This is a genomic window from Paenibacillus sp. OAS669 (assembly GCF_014873645.1).
GTDB classification, from domain to species: domain Bacteria; phylum Bacillota; class Bacilli; order Paenibacillales; family NBRC-103111; genus Paenibacillus_S; species Paenibacillus_S vulneris.
In genome coordinates, this window is sequence record NZ_JADBDR010000009.1 from 1 (window position 1) to 20,848 (window position 20,848).

Annotated in this window: 22 protein-coding genes and 1 riboswitch; of the genes, 4 read left to right on the plus strand and 18 right to left on the minus strand. The window is 53.1% G+C overall.

The window, feature by feature from the left end; translation table 11 throughout:
• Positions 1-348 precede the first annotated feature (348 nt).
• From GGC63_RS19820 to cobJ, 11 genes are all read right to left on the minus strand, one after another.
• On the minus strand, positions 349-906 hold the full coding sequence (locus GGC63_RS19820; RefSeq protein ID WP_192703780.1) for a nitroreductase: 558 nt from the start codon (positions 904-906) through the stop codon (positions 349-351).
• Between the two features lie 24 nt (positions 907-930).
• On the minus strand, positions 931-2,337 hold the full coding sequence (locus GGC63_RS19825; RefSeq protein WP_192703781.1) for a cobyrinate a,c-diamide synthase: 1,407 nt from the start codon (positions 2,335-2,337) through the stop codon (positions 931-933).
• Positions 2,327-3,481 (minus strand): cobalt-precorrin 5A hydrolase, encoded by a 1,155-nt coding sequence (locus tag GGC63_RS19830; protein ID WP_192703782.1) that lies wholly within the window; start codon positions 3,479-3,481, stop codon positions 2,327-2,329. Before GGC63_RS19830 ends, GGC63_RS19825 begins: the two co-directional genes overlap by 11 nt.
• The gene (gene cobM, locus GGC63_RS19835) at positions 3,478-4,254 is read right to left on the minus strand and encodes a precorrin-4 C(11)-methyltransferase (RefSeq protein WP_192703783.1); all 777 of its coding nucleotides are present in this window, start codon (positions 4,252-4,254) and stop codon (positions 3,478-3,480) included. Before cobM ends, GGC63_RS19830 begins: the two co-directional genes overlap by 4 nt.
• Positions 4,254-4,964 (minus strand): precorrin-2 C(20)-methyltransferase, encoded by a 711-nt coding sequence (gene cobI, locus GGC63_RS19840; protein WP_192703784.1) that lies wholly within the window; start codon positions 4,962-4,964, stop codon positions 4,254-4,256. Before cobI ends, cobM begins: the two co-directional genes overlap by 1 nt.
• A complete protein-coding gene (gene cbiE / locus GGC63_RS19845; protein ID WP_192703986.1) occupies positions 4,957-6,237 on the minus strand; it encodes a precorrin-6y C5,15-methyltransferase (decarboxylating) subunit CbiE in 1,281 nt (426 codons plus the stop codon). Before cbiE ends, cobI begins: the two co-directional genes overlap by 8 nt.
• Before the next feature lie 76 nt (positions 6,238-6,313).
• Positions 6,314-7,423, minus strand: a complete 1,110-nt coding sequence (locus tag GGC63_RS19850; protein ID WP_192703987.1) for a cobalt-precorrin-5B (C(1))-methyltransferase — start codon at positions 7,421-7,423, stop codon at positions 6,314-6,316.
• 19 nt (positions 7,424-7,442) lie between these two features.
• Complete coding sequence (locus tag GGC63_RS19855; protein WP_192703785.1) at positions 7,443-8,093, minus strand: precorrin-8X methylmutase; 651 nt, start codon at positions 8,091-8,093, stop codon at positions 7,443-7,445.
• Positions 8,094-8,098: 5 nt separating this feature from the next.
• Entirely contained in the window at positions 8,099-8,872 is a 774-nt protein-coding gene (cobK, locus tag GGC63_RS19860; protein WP_079912175.1) for a precorrin-6A reductase, read from the minus strand.
• Between the two features lie 74 nt (positions 8,873-8,946).
• Entirely contained in the window at positions 8,947-9,951 is a 1,005-nt protein-coding gene (locus tag GGC63_RS19865; protein ID WP_192703786.1) for a sirohydrochlorin chelatase, read from the minus strand.
• Positions 9,952-9,980: 29 nt separating this feature from the next.
• Entirely contained in the window at positions 9,981-11,777 is a 1,797-nt protein-coding gene (gene cobJ / locus GGC63_RS19870) for a precorrin-3B C(17)-methyltransferase (protein ID WP_192703787.1), read from the minus strand.
• A 222-nt stretch (positions 11,778-11,999) separates the two neighbouring features.
• Positions 12,000-12,226: riboswitch (cobalamin riboswitch) on the minus strand.
• 233 nt (positions 12,227-12,459) lie between these two features.
• On the opposite strand from cobJ, the gene GGC63_RS19875 reads away from it, so the two are divergent.
• Positions 12,460-12,843, plus strand: coding sequence for a helix-turn-helix domain-containing protein (locus GGC63_RS19875; RefSeq protein WP_079912172.1), 384 nt, complete (start codon positions 12,460-12,462; stop codon positions 12,841-12,843).
• Between the two features lie 10 nt (positions 12,844-12,853).
• Here the strand turns inward: GGC63_RS19875 and GGC63_RS19880 are convergent, their stop codons facing one another.
• From GGC63_RS19880 to GGC63_RS19890, 3 genes are all read right to left on the minus strand, one after another.
• Entirely contained in the window at positions 12,854-13,048 is a 195-nt protein-coding gene (locus tag GGC63_RS19880; protein WP_079912171.1) for a hypothetical protein, read from the minus strand.
• A gap of 165 nt (positions 13,049-13,213) precedes the next feature.
• A complete protein-coding gene (locus tag GGC63_RS19885; protein WP_192703788.1) occupies positions 13,214-14,242 on the minus strand; it encodes an NAD-dependent epimerase/dehydratase family protein in 1,029 nt (342 codons plus the stop codon).
• A gap of 408 nt (positions 14,243-14,650) precedes the next feature.
• Positions 14,651-14,797: a hypothetical protein gene (locus tag GGC63_RS19890; protein ID WP_179136106.1), complete on the minus strand. Its 147-nt coding sequence runs from the start codon at positions 14,795-14,797 to the stop codon at positions 14,651-14,653.
• A gap of 272 nt (positions 14,798-15,069) precedes the next feature.
• Between GGC63_RS19890 and GGC63_RS19895 the strand changes: the two genes are divergently transcribed.
• Positions 15,070-15,834: a metallophosphoesterase gene (locus tag GGC63_RS19895; protein ID WP_192703789.1), complete on the plus strand. Its 765-nt coding sequence runs from the start codon at positions 15,070-15,072 to the stop codon at positions 15,832-15,834.
• Positions 15,835-15,977: 143 nt separating this feature from the next.
• Here the strand turns inward: GGC63_RS19895 and GGC63_RS19900 are convergent, their stop codons facing one another.
• The gene (locus tag GGC63_RS19900; protein ID WP_192703790.1) at positions 15,978-16,427 is read right to left on the minus strand and encodes a hypothetical protein; all 450 of its coding nucleotides are present in this window, start codon (positions 16,425-16,427) and stop codon (positions 15,978-15,980) included.
• A 278-nt stretch (positions 16,428-16,705) separates the two neighbouring features.
• Here GGC63_RS19900 and GGC63_RS19905 point away from each other — a divergent pair, with 278 nt between their 5' ends.
• Positions 16,706-17,080, plus strand: a complete 375-nt coding sequence (locus tag GGC63_RS19905; RefSeq protein WP_079912167.1) for a helix-turn-helix domain-containing protein — start codon at positions 16,706-16,708, stop codon at positions 17,078-17,080.
• A 168-nt stretch (positions 17,081-17,248) separates the two neighbouring features.
• Here GGC63_RS19905 and GGC63_RS19910 read toward each other — a convergent pair whose 3' ends face one another.
• Entirely contained in the window at positions 17,249-18,409 is a 1,161-nt protein-coding gene (locus GGC63_RS19910) for an asparaginase (RefSeq protein WP_192703988.1), read from the minus strand.
• 299 nt (positions 18,410-18,708) lie between these two features.
• Between GGC63_RS19910 and GGC63_RS19915 the strand changes: the two genes are divergently transcribed.
• Positions 18,709-20,052, plus strand: coding sequence for an alginate lyase family protein (locus GGC63_RS19915; protein ID WP_192703791.1), 1,344 nt, complete (start codon positions 18,709-18,711; stop codon positions 20,050-20,052).
• Positions 20,053-20,129: 77 nt separating this feature from the next.
• Here the strand turns inward: GGC63_RS19915 and GGC63_RS19920 are convergent, their stop codons facing one another.
• Positions 20,130-20,441 carry a DUF2325 domain-containing protein gene (locus GGC63_RS19920; RefSeq protein ID WP_079912165.1) on the minus strand — a complete coding sequence of 104 codons (312 nt, stop codon included), beginning with the start codon at positions 20,439-20,441 and terminating at the stop codon, positions 20,130-20,132.
• A gap of 70 nt (positions 20,442-20,511) precedes the next feature.
• Positions 20,512-20,634: a hypothetical protein gene (locus tag GGC63_RS34920; protein ID WP_256865430.1), complete on the minus strand. Its 123-nt coding sequence runs from the start codon at positions 20,632-20,634 to the stop codon at positions 20,512-20,514.
• Positions 20,635-20,848 lie beyond the last annotated feature (214 nt).

Genomic DNA, 20,848 nt, shown 5'->3' on the forward strand with positions numbered 1-20,848 from the left:
ATAGTATGAGCACCTCCGATAAGGATGAGTAGGGTTTCTCAGGCCCCCGTACTTCATCTTACGGAAGTGCTCTGTGTTTTTCAAAAGCGAAATTACCGCATTACAGGAATTCTTTGTTCTCGGAAAATACCCGCTGTAAAGCGATATAATCAAAATTTTTCCGGGAACAACAGCGGCCGGAGGGGGATACCCCACCGGGGTACCGTTGCTATTTTTCAAGTTTTGTGGGTTTTTCAACAGTCTCGCCCCACTTTGTGGGGTTATTTTAAAAAATAAAACCCTTTATCCAAAAACGGAATAAAGGGTTATACATGCTGCTTTCTTATGGAAAATGTAAGAATCGCTGTTTTACAGCCAAGTGGTTTTATCGCTGTGCGGGGTTCTGGAAGTCGCCGGAGGCGTGTCGGCCGGATAGCCGATGAATATCGTTCCGATCACCTTCTTGTTTTCCGGCGAGCCGATAAACCGGTGCATCCGGTCGTCATGAACCAGGCCGATTCCGCGCGTGCGCCATACGAAGCCGAGCCCCATCTCCGTGGCTGCCAGCCACATCGAGTGAATGGCACAGGCAGCGGCATACTCGTTATCCTTGGAGGAGGCGGGATCGTCGGGAATGACATCCGCCGTAACGGCAATGACAAGCGGCGTAGCCGTCAAAACCTTTAATGATTCCTTCACCAGATTCGGCTTGGTCGGAAACCGCTCCTCCAAGTATTGAAGCGCTTCTGCTTCGTAACGCTGCTTCGCCTCTCCGCGAATCACGTAGAAATGCCAAGGCTCACGAAGCCTGTCATTCGGCGCCAAAGTAGCCGCAGCAAGCAAGGCATGAATTTTCTCATCCTCTACTTCTACAGGCTGTACATTGCGCACCGCTCTTCTCTGCTGCAGCAATTCCATAATAGACATGCAGGTTCTCCTTCCTATCCCTATTTATTTCAGCTGAAAGCCGGCACATCGCTCTACCCAGCGTTCTGCCAATTCAGGCGCCGATGCGAAATGGATATGGGTATATCCCGCAACCAGCGTTCCGCTCTCATTGATGTAGCCTTCCTGCTTCATGCCCCGCAGCCCTTTCGTTTCATAGGCGCTGGAGATGTCAGCCCCTTCATTCGGCTGAAAGGTCGAATAATGAAACTCGTGGCCTTTGGCACGGTCGGACGGCCCGAGCAGGAAGTTGCCTTCTCTCCCGGTAATGTCCCGGTAGCCTAATGCCGCAAGCTTCTTCTGCATCTTGACGCTGCCGGGGATAAGGCCGAGCATCGAATGCTTCCGGCCGTGCGTATGCTCGATGGACTCCGTTAAATACATGAAGCCGCCGCATTCGGCCAGCGTCGGAAGTCCTTGCTCTATCGCCTGGCGGATCGATTGCTTCACCGCCTCATTAGCCGACAGCACCTCGGCGAATTCTTCAGGGAAGCCTCCACCGAGATACAGGCCCTGGACGCCTTCGGGCAGCGTTTCCCCTGCCAATGGCGAGAAGAAGACGCACTCCGCTCCGTAAGCCTCCAGCAGCTCGAAATTTTCCTGATAATAAAAATTAAAGGCTGCATCCTTCGCTACCGCGATACGGATTGGGGGGCCGGACCGGACGGTCCGGCGGCGAAAAGCGGAAGCAGACTCGGCTTCCGCAGACAATGAAACCGCGGGAGACTGGGCCAGCTCCCATATGCGCTCTACATCAACCGTGGCCGAAACCAGCTCGGCAAGCTTATCGAAGAACGGCTGCAGCTCGCCCCGTTCAATGGAAGGCACCAAGCCGAGATGCCGCTCCGGCATTTCGATATGATCTTCCCGCTTCATGTAGCCGACGACGGGAATCCCGCATTCCTGCTCGATCGCTTCGCGCACGAGCTTGTAGTGGCCCTCGCTGCCGACCTTGTTCGCAATGACGCCGACTATGTTAACGCGGGGCTCCAGCAGCTGGAAGCCTCGCACAATGGCGGCAGCGCTGCGGGCCATGCTCTGGCAGTTCACCACGAGCAGCACGTGGGCCTCCAGCAGAAGGCTGATTTCAGCCGTACTGCCCTCGTTCGTCTTCGGGTTCTTGCCGTCGTAGAAGCCCATGACGCCCTCGATGACTGAGATGTCCGCCTCACGGCTCGCTCGCGCATATATTTCTTTGACTGTATCATGCGTCAGCATATAGCTGTCCAGATTGCGGGATGTGCGTCCCGTGACCGCCGTATGATACGTCGGATCAATATAGTCGGGGCCGCATTTGAAGCCCTGCACCTTGCGTCCGAGACGCTGCAAAGCGGCCATCAGGCCGATCGTCAGCGTTGTTTTCCCGACGCCGCTGCCGGTTCCGGCAATGACAATCTTACGGCTACCTTCCATCGGCTGCCTCGCTCCCTTCCTGCGGGAACGGAATGACGGCTACTGAAATCGTGACGTTGCCCGATTTCTTCTTCACCAGCGCCAGCTCCTTGGCGCCGGAGTACAGCTTCGCCGCCGGCTCGCTCACGCCGTAGGCGCCGGTGAACTGGAACACGGTGTCCGACGGGGCCTCCAGGGCCACCGTGTTCAGCTGCTCGGGCGCGTAGGTGACGAACGCCCAGCCGTGCTTCTGCACGACGGCGAGGAGCCCCTCCTCGTCCTTCTTCAGATCGATCGTGCAGACGGCCTTCACGCTCTTCATCGAGAACTGCAGCTCGGCCAGCGTCTCCGAAATTACCGATTCGATCTCTTCGGCGGATGTGCCGCGGTTGCAGCCGATGCCGAGCGCGATGACCTTCGGCCTGTACAGCACGCCGTTCTCGAGAATTGCCTCCTCGTCCATGCTTAATACGCGGTGCGTCACCACGAGTGCCGCCTGCGGCTTCACCGCCAACGCATCGGCAACGCTGCCATACGTGCGAATATTCGCCGGCAGCGGCGTATCATACAGCCACCAGCCGGGCTCGCCGGATTCTTGAACGACGGCAACCTGCTCCTCGTTCACGACGGAGGCGCTGACAGGCGTCAGCTTATCCGCCGACTCCCATTCCCAGCCGAAGCGGCGGCCGAACAAGTCCACCGCTATCGTCCCCTGCACGTCCGAGGCCGTCGTAATGATCGGCCTCGCTCCCATGGCCGCAGCTACCTCACGGGTCAGCTCGTTCGCGCCGCCCAAGTGACCCGACAGCACGCTGATCACATTCTCCCCTTTGTCGTCGATGACGACGATGCCGGGGTCTGTCTTTTTATCTACCAGCAGCGGTGCGATCATCCGGATTACAGCACCTAACGAAATAATAATAATGAGTCCTTTATACGCCGGGAATAAAGCCGGAAACAGCAGTCTGACACTGCCTTCGAACAGCTGAATGCCCCGCGCTGCTTCATCGCCCCGCTCGAATTTGGACATGTAGTACAAATCCGAATGGCGGAACGTTTCGTGCAGCTTGCGCGCCATCTCGACGCCATGCTTCGTGATGGCTACTATCGCATAATCGCCGTGCTGCTCAATCGAAGGAATCTCGCCCTCGCGCAATGCGATCATGATTTCACCCCTCTGCGGAACCGGTGCGTAAATTCTTTATCGTACAGCTTGGAGCGGTACTCGTCCTTGTTATGAATCTCCGGATCAAGCGCCCAGCCTGCAAGAATCATCGCGTGAGAACGAATTCCGTTGCTGCGCATATCCTGCTCGAGATTGGCAAGCGTCGTCCGGACAATAAGCTGATCCGGCCATGTCGCTCTTTGCACGACGGCTATCGGCGTGTCCTCACTCCAGCCCGCGCTTCGGAACTCTTCGACCACTTTTTTCGTCAAAGTGGCGCTTAAGAATAACGCAATCGTACTGTGGTGCGCTGCAAGATCCTTCAGCTTCTCCAGCTCCGGCACCGGAGTTCTGCCTTCGGCACGGGTCAGAATGAGCGTCTGGGTCAGCTCCGGAATCGTCAGCTCCGCACCAAGGGCGGCGGCAGACGCGAAGACTGAGCTTACGCCAGGGATGACCTCGTAGCCGATGCCTTCTTTTTTCAACAGAGCCACCTGCTCCATAATCGCGCCGAAGACCGCAGGATCCCCTGTATGAACCCGAGCCACCATCTTGCCCTGCTTGACGCGGTCGGCCATGATAGCGACCATTTCATCGAGATCCATGCCGGCGCTCTTCAGAATCTCCGCTTCCGGCTTTGCCTTGGCGATGAGCTCTTCGTTAACCAGGGAATCGGTGTAGAGCACGACGTCGGCCTCCTGCAGAATACGAAGTCCTTTGACTGTAATCAGATCGGGATCGCCCGGGCCTGCTCCGATAATATAAATTTTCATTATTTTCTCACCACCATTAGCGTTAAGTATTCCAAGCCTTTGCCTTGCAGCTCTCGAATGTTGCGCCAGATCATTTCCTCCGAGGAGGTAACCTTGGTCAGTACGGCCGCCTTGTCCGTCAATCCGAGATCGCCCAGCACATGGATCATCAGATCGATCACTTTGGCTACCTTGATGAATACGACGCAGTCGTGATTTTCAATAGCAGTACGCATCTTCTCATAATCGTCCGTTGCAGGAACGATGGCAATCTGCTCATCGCCGTCCGCAAGCGGAATACCCAGGCGTGACGCCGAAGCGTTGATTGAAGAAATCCCGGGAATGGAACGAACCTCCACCTCGGGATGGCGCTCCTTCATCAGCCGCATCAAGTGAATGAACGTGCTGTAAATCATCGGGTCGCCCTCGGTTACGAACGCCACGTCCTTCCCCTGCTCCAGATGCTCCCACACCGTGCTGACCGTCTTGCTCCACTGCATTTCCAGCGCTTCGCGATCCCTGGTCATCGGGAAGGTCAGCCCTATCATCGTCTTCTCTTCCGTATTAACATACAGCTCCGTAATCGTCAGAGCGTAGCTCTTAGCCCCCATCTTCTTGCGGGGATAAGCGATGACCGGCGATTCCTTCAATATGCGGAACGCTTTGACCGTGATCAGCTCCGGGTCCCCGGGTCCAACCCCCAATCCGTATAACACGCCTAACTTACTCACTTGCTGTCCCCTCCGTTTCCTCTGCTCCACCGGACTCCTTATGTTTAGCCGTTATGATATATATCGGGTTAAGACCTTCGAACCGGGTCAAATTCAAAATCGGCTTGCTCCGCGAAATCTGTGCAAGAGTAATGCTCGTTGCGAAGCCTTCATTCGCGAACGCCTTGTTCGCTTCATATAAGTTCTCGATTGTAGCGGCATTCAATACTATGCGTCCGCCCGGACGCAGACGGCTGCAGCACACGTGCAGCAGCTCCTCCATCTCGCCTCCGCTGCCTCCGATAAACACGGCATCCGGATCCGGGAACTGCTCCAGGCCTTGCGGCGCACGTCCTTGAATCGCTGTAATGTCCGTCCGGAAGCGGTGCATATTATCCAAACAGTTTTGCAAATCCGCTTCATTCTTCTCAATCGCGTATACTTCGCCATATCGAGCTATTCGAGCCGCTTCAATGGCGACAGACCCGGTGCACGTGCCGATATCCCAAACGATGCTGTCCGGTTGAAGAGCCAGCTGCGCCAAGCTCATGACGCGAATTTCCTTCTTGGTTATCAGCCCTTTATCCGGCTTACGCTGGATGAACATTTCATCGTCAATGCCCATCGGCCAACGTTTCCCGGCCAATGCGTCCCTCGAAGCAATCAGAATCATCACGTTCAGTGGAGAAAACTCGCGTTCTTCAAGCTCCTGCAGCTCGTACCAGCCCGTCCGTTCGTCCGAGCCACCCAAATTCTCCGCTATAAACGCCCGATATTCCGTCATGCCAAATGACAACAAATACTTCGCGATGGCATTAGGGCTATTCGTCTCGTCGGTCAGCAGCGCGATCTTCGCTTTCCCATCGATCCGCTGCGCCAGTCCTTTCATGCTTCGCCCATGGACACTGGTCACGTAAGCATCCTGCCAGCTCTGTCCCATCCGGGCGAAAGCCAGCTGCAGCGAGCTGACGTTCGGGTAGATTTCCACGTTCAGCTTGGAGGAGAGGTAGCCGCCGATCCCGTAAAACAGGGGGTCTCCCGATGCAAGCACGACGATCCTGCGCCCCTCCTCAGCCTTCGTTTGCAAGCGGGTTACAAGCTCGGACAAGCCGCCCTTGATCGCTATGGTCTCTCCGCTGTAGTCCGGGAAAAATTGCAGCTGCCGCTCACCCCCGACCAGCACTTCGCTCTCTGAGATCCATTGTATATATTGAGGCAGCAGGCTTCCTTGACCGTCATCCCCGATGCCGATCACCTTGAGCGCTGCCGTTTGATTCGTTGTTTGCTGTTGTATCAACCTGCATTCCCCCGATACCGATTGCTGTATGTAAAAAGCTTCGGCTGACTGCCGCAGCCGTGACCTTGCGACGCTACTCCTCCGACTTGGAGGCTTGGCCCAACAGGCTCCCCTTCATCGAAATGATGACGGTTTCTATCTCCATGCCGCCCTGTACTTCCTTGAGCCCGGCCGCACAGCAATAGGCGCATAGCCTCTCGAAAAAGGCGGAATGGCCCCATTCCAGCATCAAGTCGCCGACCAGCGCAGCCGTATTTGCGTCCAGAATGGTAGCAGCCTGCATCTGAGTCGCCCCTGCCTCCTCCGCTACTTGCGCCAGGAAGCCAAAATCGACCGGCGCACTCTTGGAGTGCACCATCATGACACCCTGGGCCACTTTGGAGAATTTGCCCATCATGCCGACGAGCGTTACTTTCTCGATTCCCTGCTTCTTGCACTGCGTCAGCGCAAAGCCGATAAAATCGCCCATCTCAACAAAGGCTTCCTCCGGTAAGTCCGGGTACATATCGATGCCGTACTTCTCCGTGCGTCCGCCAGTTGAAAGGACAATATGCTTACATCCGCATTTGACGGCGACCCGGATCGCCTGCGCTACGCTTGCTTTGTATGCAGCTGTGGAAAAAGGCACCACAATGCCCCGGGTGCCGAGAATCGAGATGCCGCCAACGATGCCAAGACGTCCGTTCAACGTCTTCTTGGCAATTTCTTCACCGTCAGGCACCGAGATAACCACTCTAACCCCGTGATGGATATCATATTCGTTCAGGACAGCTTCTACCGATTCGCGAATCATCTTACGCGGGACCGGGTTGATCGCCGCCTCCCCTACAGGGACAGGAAGGCCGGGCTTCGTAACCCGACCTACGCCGATGCCTCCATCCAGCTCGATTCCTTCCTCATCCCGCCACTGAACCTCGGCGATAATCCTTGCTCCATGCGTAGCGTCCGGGTCGTCGCCTCCGTCCTTGATGGTCTCGGCCTCCGCCCGCTCCGCCGTGAACTCGCAGCGAACGATGCTGAACGTCACATCCTGCCCGATAGGCAGCCGTATGGTCGATTCCGTTTGAAGCTGCTGTTCAATCAAGGCCGTCACCGCTGCCTTGGCTGTTGCCGCAGCGCAGGAGCCCGTCGTATATCCATGTCTAAGCGGCTTGGAATCCTTCGTATCTCCGCCTTTATCCATAGCCATCGCTCCAGTCTCCTTATCCGAGACGCTCCGCCATCAAGGAAATGGCGTTCACGGCTGCTACCGCTACCGGACTTCCGCCCTTCCGCCCGATATTCGTAATAAACGGAATATCCAGCTTCGCGAGCTCTTCCTTCGATTCCGCCGCCGACACGAAGCCTACCGGCACGCCGATGACCAGACCCGGCTTCGCCTCGCCTTCCTTCACAAGGCGGATCAGCTCCAGAAGCGCCGTCGGTGCGTTGCCGATGGCAAAGATGCCTCTGTCGGCCTCACGAATTGCCTTGCGGATCGAAATGATCGCCCGGGTCGTATTAAGACGCTTCGCCTCTTCCATGACGTCCGGATCGGATATATATACCTTTACGTCGCCGCCGAATTTGGCGATACGAGGTTTGCTGATACCAACCTGCACCATTTGTACGTCAGCCACAATCGTTTTGCCTGCACGTATAGCTTGAATTCCCGCCTGCACGGCATCTCTGTGAAACAGCATGCTGCGACCCAGCTCGAAATCCGCCGAAGCATGGATCACCCGCTGCACAACGGAATATTGTTCAGCCGTGAAAGGGTGGTCCCCCAGCTCTTCGGTAATCATCTGGAAGCTTCGCTCTTCAATTTCTTGCGGTTGTACCGTTAACGGTTTAAACTCCGTTTTAAAATCCATTTCGCTTACGCCTCCTGCAGCAATTCATTTAGTTTATGAATGACCCCGTCAAACTCGCTAAAATAAGTACCATAGTCAACCGAAGGTCGGCCGATTACAATCGTCTCGATTCCAAGCTCGAGCGCAGATTCCAGCTTCTCGTCCACCGCTCCGACCTTGCCGCTCTCCTTCGTGATCATCAAGGTAACGTTGTAGTGCGTATATAAAGCCTTGTTCAGCTCCTTGGAAAAGGGCCCCTGCATAGCAACAATATTCTTTTGCTCCAGCCCAAGCTCCTCGCATTTCTCCATGTTGTCTCTGCGAGGCAGCATCCGTGCCACCAAGGTGGTATTCGGAAGGCCAAGCAGCCGCTTCGCGAAAATATGCAGCGTCTTGCTGCCGGTCGTCAGCATAATGACGCCCTGGCGCTGTGCCGCCAGCTCCGCCGCCTGCTCGTAATCATCCGCGAACGTGATCAGCGGATTCTGATCGATGGCGATCCGTCCCCGCTCATAGCGGATATAGGGGACGCCGGCTTCCTGAGAAGCGGCAATCGCATTCTTCGACGCCTCCTCCGCGAACGGATGCGTGGCGTCGACAATCGTGCGGAACCCGCGTTCCCGTACCAAGGCTGCCAGCGCTTCTGCGGTTAGTCTTCCCGTCAGTACGGGGAGGCCGGCCTCCTCCATCGACTTGGCGGCGCTGTCCGTAACGACCGTAGTCAAGAGCGGGTACCCTGCCTCCCGAATCTGCAATGCAAGCTCACGCGCATCGCTTGTTCCTGCCATAACCAATATCATGATTTGTGCCTCCATCTGTTAAGATCATGCATTCCGTTTGAGCTGCCCGGAGAGCCCGGAGTAAGTTCTGCTCCTTAAGATTTGCTTTTCTCCAACGCAGGCGCTTTCGTATCGTCATGATCATGATGGTGGTGGTCGTGATCATGATCATGGTCATGATGATGGTCGTGCTTATGATCATGGTGGTCATGGTCGTGCCCGTGATGATGATCATGCCCATGGTGATGATGTCCATGGTCGTGATCGTGATCATGATGATGGTGATGATCGATATGCTCCATCGCCGCCAAGCGGTATTGGCACATATCGCAGTTCATTCTGGCCTCGCCCTCTACGGCCTCTAGCGCCCGCTCCCGCAAAATCAGCTGCAAATTCGGATGGAACCCGAAATAATCCGCCAATATAAATTCCTGCTCGGGGTATTTCTCCGAGAATTGAAGCAGCATTTGCTCCATCCGCTTCATCAATACGCCCGTGAACAAGAAATACGGCAGGATAACGACCTTGCGTGCGCCGAGCTTGATACAGCGCTCAATCCCTTCATCCACTAAAGGCGCCGTCACTCCGATAAACGCCGTCTCCACCCATTTGACCTTCAGCTTTTCCCAGAACAGCCGGGATATTTTGAACAAATCGCTGTTGGCGTCCGCATCGCTGCTGCCCCGTCCTACGACAAGCACCGCCGTCTGCTCCCGGTCGGCTTCCGTTGCAGCGCCTGCACCGGCCGCTTCCAACCGCGACGCAAGAATATCCAGCACCTGCTCATGAACCCCGATAGGCCGTCCATAGTTGAACCGAACGGACGGGTAACGCAGCCTCGCTTCGTCAATAGCAGCCGGAATATGTATTTTGGCATGCCCCGCCGAGAATAAAGTGATCGGCACTACCGCAATCTGCGTAGCTCCCTGTTGAACACACTGCTCGATACCCTGTGCGATGGTGGGCCGTTCAAATTCCAAAAAGCACGTCTCCACGATCGGCTGGTCCATCTTCGATGCAATAGAGCGGACGAACTCCCGTACCTCCTCATTGCCTTCCGCATCCTTACTGCCGTGGCCTACAAACAAAACCGCATTCATCCTGTTCCCTCCCTGTCTTTATTTCCGTATTAATCGCCGCATACCGCGTTTTCAATTTGGAAAACCGGCACCTCTTGGTGACGATAGCCTTCTACTTCCTTTACTCTTTTAAAATATTTATGGAATCGCTCATTCGGATGACCATCCGAAATATACCGCTGTACAATCCGTTCGATCATGTCTACCAGTTGATCCGGCTCAATCCCCTCGGCGACCGGCTGTCCCGGATGCGCATTGCGCCCGACTGTCTTGCCGCCCAGGAACAAATCGAATTTCTCCTTCCGGTATACGATGCCGATATCCTCGTGCACCGCCCCATAACAAGCCATTCCGCACCCGTTCAAGCCGATGCGCAGCTCCTTCGGCACGCTCAAGCCGCCGATCCGCTTCTGCAGCTCCTCGGCGTACGGAATCGCATCCGCCTTCTCCGCATTGCAAAAGTCGCAAGCTTTAAGCTGCGCTACATCGCCGATCGGCGCCAGCAGGAAGCCTTCCTGCCGCAGCTTCGTCGTAATGTCATCGGGATTCGATGTCGGAACCCGGATAATCATTTGGTGATGGGGCGTGTACTCCATCGTCCCCGTCTCGCCAACGACCTCAGCCAGCGCAAGCATCTGTCTGGCGGTAAAACGCTTCTCGGCGACGCCCGGACTTACCGCAAGCTCGAAGATCGCTTGCTGGCGGAACAATCCCGCCGAGGCAGGCGTGCTGCCCGGCTCCGTGACCACGCCTCGGCTGAGATCGGACAGGCGCAGCGCCTCCATCGCCAGCATTAGCGGCGAGTCGGTACCGGGGCCGCTGCTCCGCTCCTCGCGCTCAGCCACGCTGACCGCGCTGGCAGCCAGCACCGCTCCGCCCGTGCTTCCGCCGCCGGCGGAGCTTGCAGGAGCCGTCTCCCTTACGGTGCGGGCCACGGCTTCCAGGCCGCTTTCCACTTGGCCTTCGCCTTCCCAAGCCCAATCCTCGTCATCCGCATCGACCGCCACTGCCTCGTCCCACTGCCGCAGCGCCCAAGGCTCCGCCGCTTCCTGCAGCCGCTGGTGCGGCTTAAGCGGCTGTACATCGGCGCCGAGCGTATACTTGCGCTGATAACCGCGCGGGGTGATCATCAGACCGTCGTAGACCGTCGTCGACGCATTGCCGATAATGACCGTCGTCAGCATCCCGATCTCATGATCGAGCATATCGCGCAAAGTTGTCAGCACCACATGCTGACGGTCCCGGTAGGCACTCTTCACGATGCCGACCGGCGTCTCCGGCGAGCGGTATTTCAGCAATATGCGCTGCGTCTCCACAATTTGCCGGGTTCGTCTGCCGCTGCGGGGGTTGTACAGCGCAATGACGAAGTCCGCCTGGGCCGCCGCCTCGACGCGCCGGGCAATCAGCTCCCACGGCGTCAGATGATCGCTTAAGCTTATCGTGCAGGCATCGTGCATGACCGGGGCCCCAAGCAGCGAGGCGGAAGAGTTAATCGCCGATATGCCGGGGATTATCTCGACTTCCACGCCGCCGTCCCGCCTCCAGCCTTTTTCCATCAGCACCTCGTACACCAGTCCGGCCATCCCGTATACACCGGCATCGCCGCTCGAGATAACCGCTACCTTTTTCCCGGCCTCCGCTTGCCGAACGGCCTCCTGAGCCCGGCTCACTTCCTCCGTCATCCCCGTCCGTACAATCTCCTGATCGGTGAGAAGTCCACGGATAAGATCCACGTACGTGTTATAGCCGATGATAACTTCACTTTCTTCAATGGCCTCCCGCGCCCGTTTCGTAATATGCTCGAAGCTTCCCGGTCCGAAGCCGATGATAAGCAGTTTTCCCGCCATTCGCCGCACATCCTTTCCTTCCTATATAAATACATCATGATGGTTGCCTCTCGAACATGTCTTCCTTACTTTTATGCAGCACAAAAAAGAGCATTCCTACAGAAAGTGTTAGAAATGCTCTTGCAGCCCGCGTTCTCAAGAATTCCAATGACACTGTATCCGATATGCCATTACCATTCCATAAGTAAGCCGATCTCTAACACCTCCCTATCCTCGTAGGTCAACAGTGTTTTGAAATTAGGCAGGTCTCCTGACTTCGAGCTTCGTCATCCGATTCCCTTCCCAGACGCGCTCTATGGCGCTCCAGTGGCAACAACATCGGCATAACAAGCCTTTCTTATGGAAAGGCACTCTTCACAGTGGCGGGACCGTGCCGGCTTTGCACCGGGCTTCCCTTTTAAGCCAAATGAGGCATGATTTCATTCGGCACCTAATTCATCCGTATTTGATTGTCCAGAGTCATCATATCACCCGAAGCGAAGCTTTGTCTATAACTGCGCGCCCTCCCTCCGCTAACGACAAGCCGTTCGATGCCCCGGGAGGTATGGGCCGAAGTTCTTATTTTTTACAGCATACCCATTGAAACAAAACGATAGCTTACGAACAATATAGCCGACTATACAGAAGAGCTGGAATGAGGAAGGTCAGCCGATTTACAACAGCAAAGGTGGAAGGATGCTCTATGAAATACGGGCAGCGAATAGCCAAACTGCGGAGCAAAGGGTACATGACCCAGGAAGAGCTTGCCTATAAAGTAGGAATTACCCGTTCCGCCCTTTCTCATTATGAAAATAATAGAAGAGAGCCGGATTACGAAACCATTCAAAAAATTGCCGATATATTCGGCGTATCGATAGACTATTTGATGGGCCGCACGGATCATCCCGGAAGCTTTGCGGACGGCACGGAGGAATTTATCAGCTATCTTGAGCTTTCGGACGAAGCTATTCTGGACAAATTCATTCTGACTATTGACGGAAGAGAACTCACACTGGAGGAGTCCAAAAGCTTCATCGCTTTCATTCGGTCCGAGCGTTCTCTCCCTGCCGACAAAAATAAGCCATGATGAGGTACGGCTACTTGCTGTACTCCATCATGCCTAGTTCCTTGTACATATATGAAAATAACGGTTTATCGAGGCCTTTGTATTGAGGCTTGATCGGTTCTTTCACGGCTTCTTGAAGAGCCAGCCATTGATCGTACTTGTCTCTGGGGATACCGAGTTGATTCAGGACGGTGTCGATATCCACCGTTTTCTTGTTCTCTTCCATTTGCAACCCACACTCCATCTCGTCTCATAGACTTTCAATGTCTAGTATTATATCGGAGATGTTCAAAAAAAGGTGTCGCATACTGGGAGGGTTTTCGTTAAAAACACCGATCATTTTGTCGAATAAGCTATTCTAAATAAATCTTTATCAACGCGGTTTAACGGCTTATAAAGAGGAAGTTTTCAGCCTGCGGGCCGATTTCTTCACGGCCATACGGCGAATCAGCATACTGGCTGCCACAGGCTCGGGGGCCGTTTCCTGAACTCCATTGATTTTATCCATAAGCCTTTGGTACATAAAATCCCCCATAAGCTGGGTCAAGCCCTCCCGCAGCTGGATCCTGGGACTCCATCCCCAGCCCTTGGCCGCTTTGTCCCAGGAAACGCAGACATGCAGATGGTCCTCCGGACGCGCCGTTACGAATACGGGCTTTACTTTTTGATTCGTCATCTCATTCATCAGCTCGAACAATTCCAGAATGGACGTAGCCGTTCCCGTGCCTATGTTGTAGGTATCGCTGTTGGACAAGGACAGGGCTTGAACGTTGGCGGAAGCCACATCGGATACATAGACGAAATCCCGGGTCTGAAGGCCTTTCCCTTGAATGATGGCTTTCTCGCCGTTGACGAAGGTTTCCAGAAAGGCCGAGATTACGCCCCCGCTTCCATACCTTTTTTGCCGGCAGCCATACACGTTCGCATACCTTAAAATCGTGTAGTTAAGTCCATACAACGCGCCGTACAGCTTAATGTATTCCTCGGGAGCCAGCTTGGACATTCCTGTGCAGGAGACCGGAGCGCATGGAGCGGCTTCGTCAATCGGCTTAGGCTCGTAAGAACCGTAGACCTCAGCAGAGGATCCGTAGACCAGCTTCTTGATCGAAAATTCCTTGCACAGATCCAGCAAATAGATCAATCCGCGCAAATTGGGACTCAGCCCCCGAACGACCATCGCTTCGTTCAAATCGGTTTTCTCCGCCAGATGGATACAGTAATCCGGCTGCTCCAGCTCAAAAATATTTCTTAATTCCGTGCTGGCAACATCCATTCGATACAGCTTGCATGCCGGATGCAGATTCGCTTCCTTCCCTGTGCTCATATTGTCGACTACTACTACATCCAGCCCTGCCTGAATGGCACAGTCCACCGTATGGGACCCTATAAAGCCGGCTCCGCCTGTAATTAGTACTTTCATCCTTATCCCTCCACCGATTCGATATTGTGTTTAAGCGTTCGTTCGGGTGCTTTCCCAAAGTCCTATATCTTTAAGCGCATGATGCGCTTGACCCGTCGAATATTGATACATTTTGTATCAATATAAACAAAAAAAGGCCTCCAGTCAAGAGGTCCCAGAAAAGTTAAGCGAAATTAGGTGCCGCCGGCAATTTTAGTAGGAAAGACGGATTGTGCCATAATCCTCCGCTCCCGAGCAAAGAACAGGAGCTCACATCCCGGTTCTCCAAGGGACATCATGACTAGGTCCGATCAGAACACAAGCTCTTCTTGGGCGGCTTTTTATTCACTTGGAAGCTGATCTGTGCGGGAGGATAACGGGAGTTTTATGTAAACCAAAGAGGTAATTTTAGTCATCTACAGGGGCTTACTAGCAGGAAGAACCAGGAGTCGGGGGCAGCGTATCGGGTCCATGAGGACCGAACAATGCAAGCTTGCTCGCATCAATGTTCAACTGCGCCAAGATTCTCAACACATCTACATTCTTCTTCTCCTGCTGCTTGTTGCTGCTGCTCATTCTATTGCACTCCTTCTCTTATTCCGTATATTTACATGAATTTCTCTATCACAGTATGTGGTCTCTTTATTCACTGTATGATACGTAATGTATCTTGTCAAAGGAGATTGTGTCGAATTCCATAAAAAAATGTTTACTTTATTAAATTTTTGGATGACTTTTGTTCACCATCAGTGAAAGTGCACTAGCATGTACGACTTTTATTGGACATACACTTTTAATAAGATTTAGTGTACCATGAATCATATCGGCTCCAGAGGGGGAAAATCATTGTGCTGTATGCCGCTGCCTTCATCATCCTGCTCGCACTTGTGTATGCCTTATTCGTTTTGCCGACCCAGTGGCTAAAGGTAGAGCAAATCCGTAACCCTATCGGCCTTAATCTGTCCATACTTCAAATCAGCGACCTCCATGTGGAGCGGCTGCGCATTTCCCCATCGGTCTTATCGAAGCACATCACTCGGCTTAAGCCCGACTACATAGTCATTACAGGCGATTTCACCGAATTGGAATCTCACCTGCTTAAACTGGACAGCTATCTGCAGATGCTAGAGAAGCATCCTATTCCCACCTTCGCCGTCCTCGGTAATCACGATTACCAGCAGCGCAAGGTCATCCGTCTTATCCGTCTCCTCCGCTACCGGGGCATCCACTTGCTGCGCAATGAGTCGGTCCGTTTGCCCGGATTTCAGCTGATCGGCATCGATGATTATCACACCGGAAAAAGCAACATCCTCCAAGCGTTCCGCATGACCGATACTCAGGTACCGCGGGTCATCATCACACACGATCCCAATGTGGTTCTGAGCATCCGCGAAAGCTACGATTACTTAATGGCGGGACATCTTCACGGCAAACAATTCGCCATCCCCTGCTTCTATAAGCTGCGGCCAATGGGCGAGCTGCCTGCGCAGGGCATTTACAAGGGACTGCACAGGAATTCTTACGGGACTTACTATATTTCCAAAGGCATTGGCCAGACCGGCATCAACCTTCGCTTCCTGGTGCGAAGCGAGGTCACGATGCACTATTTATAGCTGTTCCTTGATGTCTATGATACATTGATACTAATTGTATCAAAACAGTCACACAAGAAGCATGTTTCTCACCCTATAGTACCAAAAAGATGTACAGACCTTAGGATAAACGGACAGGAGAATCGTTGCCGGACAAGCAGGACCTAGGTTTGAAAGTAATAGTTCGGGGTACAATGGTCGTAGGAGTAAAAGGAAGAGTAGCTCGCCAGGACTCTATTCGTGATAGAATGAGATTCCCCCAGGATGAGGTTAACGGACGAAATAAACAACGACCGCTCGGTCTCATCCAATTCATGCTTCACTTCATAATGATAATCCGGACCTATGTACTTCCGTTTTATTCCGCTTCCGCTAAAATGAATGACTCCATCGGATGAAACCAGCTGGAATGACAAAGTCATTTGCCTTGTGACAGGCAGCAGCAGCGAAGAGGTAAAGTGAATCTCGCGTGCGTCCAGGTTCGTTACCTGTACAAGCCCATAGTTCGTTTGGACCGGTTTGTTATCCAATTTGCTGATCCACATCCGGCATTCCATGGAACCTAGCACGTTCCTTAATCTATTTTGCTTGCTTCCAATTTGTTTTTCGTTCACATGGCATCTTCCCAACCTTCGTTTTTTTGGGTAAAATAAACGTATTGCGATACAATTTGTACTTTAAAGCGCACAAAGGGGCTGAACCACGGCCTTTTAGTGCAGCCTGGTCATATTAAGTCTGGTAAATGGAATATATTATCATTAACATACGATACATTTTGTATCAATGTCAATAGGACTGAAAGCTGTATAGCGGTCCGGTGACAACGCGCGTGAGACTGCATCAAAAATACCGAATCCATCAACTATGGTCGTATTAACTGGAGGTATATGATATGAAATACGGGGAGCGGATCGCATCACTTCGAGAAAAACATTCCCTGACGCAAGAGGGGCTTTCCAACAAGCTTGGCATTACGAGGGCTTCTCTATCGCATTATGAGAACAACCGGAGAGAGCCGGATTACGACACGATCGTAAGCATCGCCAATTTGTTTAATGTATCGATTGATTATTTAATAGGCAGAACGGACGACCCTCACCGGGTGCTGGATGAGGATGTTCGTGAATTTGTCGATGCTCTGGAGCTATCCAACGAGAAAATTATGGAGAAGTTCGCCCTGACCATAGACGGAAAGAAGCTGACACCCGAGGAGGCACGCCGGTTCATTGCGTTTGTAAGGGCTGAAAGATCCATTAACAACGGCTAGTTTTCCTCTATCTGCTGGTGCGGCGGCAGGCCGCAGATCAAATCCCCCCCCGTAAAGTGATGCCTTGGCTTCGAAGCGGAATCAGGCGCTTTGCGGGAGGCCCCCGAAATTTCTGTAAAGTCAAAAAAATCACCCTGTCTTATGCGGCAGAGTGATTTTTTTGTTACGTTATTTGTTTGTCAGGTCGACTTGTGGAGCGCCGTACTTGTCGAACCAGCCTTTGATCGTATCAAAATCCTTGGAGAAGGCCAGACTCACGAGCAGCATAATGCGTGCGTGCTGCGGGTTCAGGTTATCTCCGGCAATCACTCCCTTGCCTCCGGAATAAATGCTTCCGGAACCGGTACGTGTAGTCGTAACGAAGATGACGCCCTTCTCGTCAATCGCCTTTTGCCTCGCCTCGCTCATCGCCTTGGATATGCCGCCCGCTCCTGTTCCAGCTGTGACGATTCCTTCGGCTCCTCCTTCGACAAAGCCTTTGATCGCCTCTCCTCCTGCTCCCTGATACGATACGGCGATTTCTACCTTCGGCAAATCCTCCTTCTTGATTCTCTTTAGATCAAATGGCGTCGCCCATTCCTCCGTCGGTTTAAAGCTCCTTGCCGGTGCGCGGTAAATACGGATGTTGTTCTCGTCAATAAATCCGAACATGCCGAGCTGAGGTGACTCGAACGTATCGGTCCGGTAATCGTTGGTTTTCGTTACCTCCCTGGCTGCATGAATCGTGTCATTCAGCATAATCACCGTGCCGAAATATTTGGTTTTCCCGCTGCCTGCCAGCTTAATCGCATTGTACAGGTTAGCCTGCGCATCGCTTCCAATGACCGTCCACGGTCTCATGGAGCCGGTAACGATGACCGGTTTGGGGCTTTGTACCGTCAAGTCGAGGAAATAGGCGATTTCCTCCATCGTATCCGTCCCCGTCGTCACTACAACTCCATCCTGCTCCTTCAGCGCTTCGTCGACCTGCAAGGACAAGTCGAACAGGTCCTGCATGGAGTACGCGGAAGATCCGGAATTACCGAACTGAGAGGTCGTGACCTCCGCTATTTTCTCTTTATTCGGGAGCGCGTCGACCATATCCTGGATCAGCAAGCTCCCTGCTTTATAATTCTGAAAGCTCGTTTCATCCTGCGATTTGCCCGATATAGTCCCTCCCGTTCCGATGACCCTTACCTTCGGAAGCTTGACGGCTTGGGTTTGGGCATCACTCTCGGCAGCGAGCACCTTCGGGGACAACGGGACTACCGCAACGGCAGAGAGTAGAGACGACAACAACAATCCAGAAGATAAACAGACCTTGACCATCATAGAACCGGATTTGAGCATCATAAGCAAATTCCTCCCACAGCTGTTTTATGTAATAAAACATTACATATATGTAACGTTTATGAGAGTTATCTTAATTTAATGTTAGATAATATTACAAACACTGAACATATCCAATAAATCGCATACATTTTATGTTTACGGGCTTTGCAGCGCATTTTCACTGCTATGCTCATGTTTGCATTTTCATTAATGGAAGCTGAACATACCGCAAATAAAAGTGTATCTACGCCATGTCGTTTCCAAAGCCTTCCCTTATAATGGAATTGTAGGTCATGCAAGGAAGGGAGCGTGCCCCATTGGGACGCAAAATCAAGCTCGCAATCATATCCGGTTTCACTCTGGCCGCGGCAGTTCTACCAGGATGCACGATGCCTCCAGAGACTCCCCTTCGAGCAAAGCAGGCAAGCGAAGCTCCAAGCGGCAGCCCTGCCGCTTCCCTGCCCACAGCGAACCAAGGGGAAAATATGACTATAGCGAAGGAGGCCGCTGTGCCGGACACTCTTATTCTGAATGCTTCCGTGCTGCAAGATATTCGAAGCAAGGTGAAATCAAACCAAGCGGCGGACTTTCAGGCCGCACTCAACCAATTGCGCAAGGAAGCGGATCTCGCCCTGAAGACCGGGCCGTTCTCCGTTGTCCATAAGCAGAGCACGCCGCCGAGCGGGGACAAGCACGATTATATGAGTATGGCTCCTTACTGGTGGCCTGACCCCGGCAAGCCGGATGGCAGACCCTATATCCAGAAGGACGGCCAAACGAATCCCGAGCGGGCAACCAACCGATATGATGCAACCCGCCTTGGGAATATGGCTTCCGCCGTGGAAACGTTGGCGCTTGCTTATTATTTGACCGGCCATGAGCCTTACGGCGAAAAGGCAGCTATGCTGCTGCGAGTCTGGTTCCTGGACGAGGAGACGCGCATGAACCCGAATATGAACTTCGGGCAAAGCGTGCCTGGACGAACGGATGGACGCAAGGAGGGCGTGCTCGATTCACGGCATTTTCTGACGACCTCCGATGCCGCCGCCCTGCTGGCGGGCTCGCCGAATTGGCCTGACAAGGATATGGCCGCTTACAAAAGCTGGGTCAAGGAATATACAGGATGGCTTAAGGTGAACAAGCTGGCACTCGAGGAAAAAGCGGCCAAAAACAATCACGGGACGTGGTATGACGCGATTTATACGGGGCTTACGCTCTTTATCGGGGAAAAGGATGCTGCAGCTGCGTATTTACGTGAAACGGTGCCCAAACGAGTCGCCGCGCAAATACAGCCGGACGGCAGTATGCCTCTGGAAATGAGCAGAACCCGTTCCTTTCACTACCCTGTATTTAATCTGGAAGCCTTCTCTATGCTTGCCTTGTACGGGAGTAAAGTCGGGTTCGATGCATGGAATTACCAAACTGCGGATGGAAAAAGCATTCATCAGGCTTATCAATTCCTGGTACCTTATTTTAACGGAAAACCATGGGAGCGTGAACAAATCAAAGCGGAGAATGAATCCGAATTCGCTTCCTATTTGCGCGAAGCGGCGGTTGTATACAAGGATCCATCGTATGCGGACGCAGCGGATAAGACACTCGGAGCCTCCAGGAGCAGTTCACGGACGAACCTCATTGCCCCGAAGCCGGTGTTTAAGTAAGCCGGCGCATAACAGCGTGTCCAGACAGCGTCCTGCCCAAGCCCCTGCGCGGGCTTTTTTTTGTAATTCCTTGCAGGCTACTGCTTGGCTTTCATCATCTCGCAGACATGCTCGCAGGAGCACAGCGCCTTCTGAACGGAGCACCAGGACCTTTTGGCATAATAGATCGGAAGCTCCTGATCCTTCGCTTGCTGCTTAATGACCTTGGTCAGGTTATGGTTGATATAGTCGGTGAGCACCAGCACGGCATCGACTTTTTCGGGAATCCCTTTGCGAACCATCTGGCACTTGCGGCCGGACATATGCATTACATCATCAAAACCGATATTGGCAAGCTGCTCCGGCATATTGCCCAAATGATCGGCACCTACTACTAATATGGACGCCATTGGCTTGCCTCCTTTCCTTTGTATAGTACGTATATTGAGGAACTTATGTGATTCATGAATGGTATGAGCTCTAACGCTTCTCCGAACGGAAGCCGGTATACGAATACTCCCCGCGCATGCCCCAACAGTACATCCCGATAAGTATCAAAGACACAAGCAGCGCCGGCAGCAGCAGGCAAATAAATATCAGCACGAATGCATCTCCTCCTTACTCTTTTCTACAAGGAAAGATTACGTTGTGGCCGAACGAGGGCCGTTTAGAATATGTATGGCTTCTTAGGCTATTTTTTAACCAATGCCGGTGAGGCATTATGGCAGATGGTAGGATTGTATCAGTTGATAACTGTTCTCACTGCCTATATCACAATGATAATGGTTCTCATTATCATTGTCAACATCTACAGGGG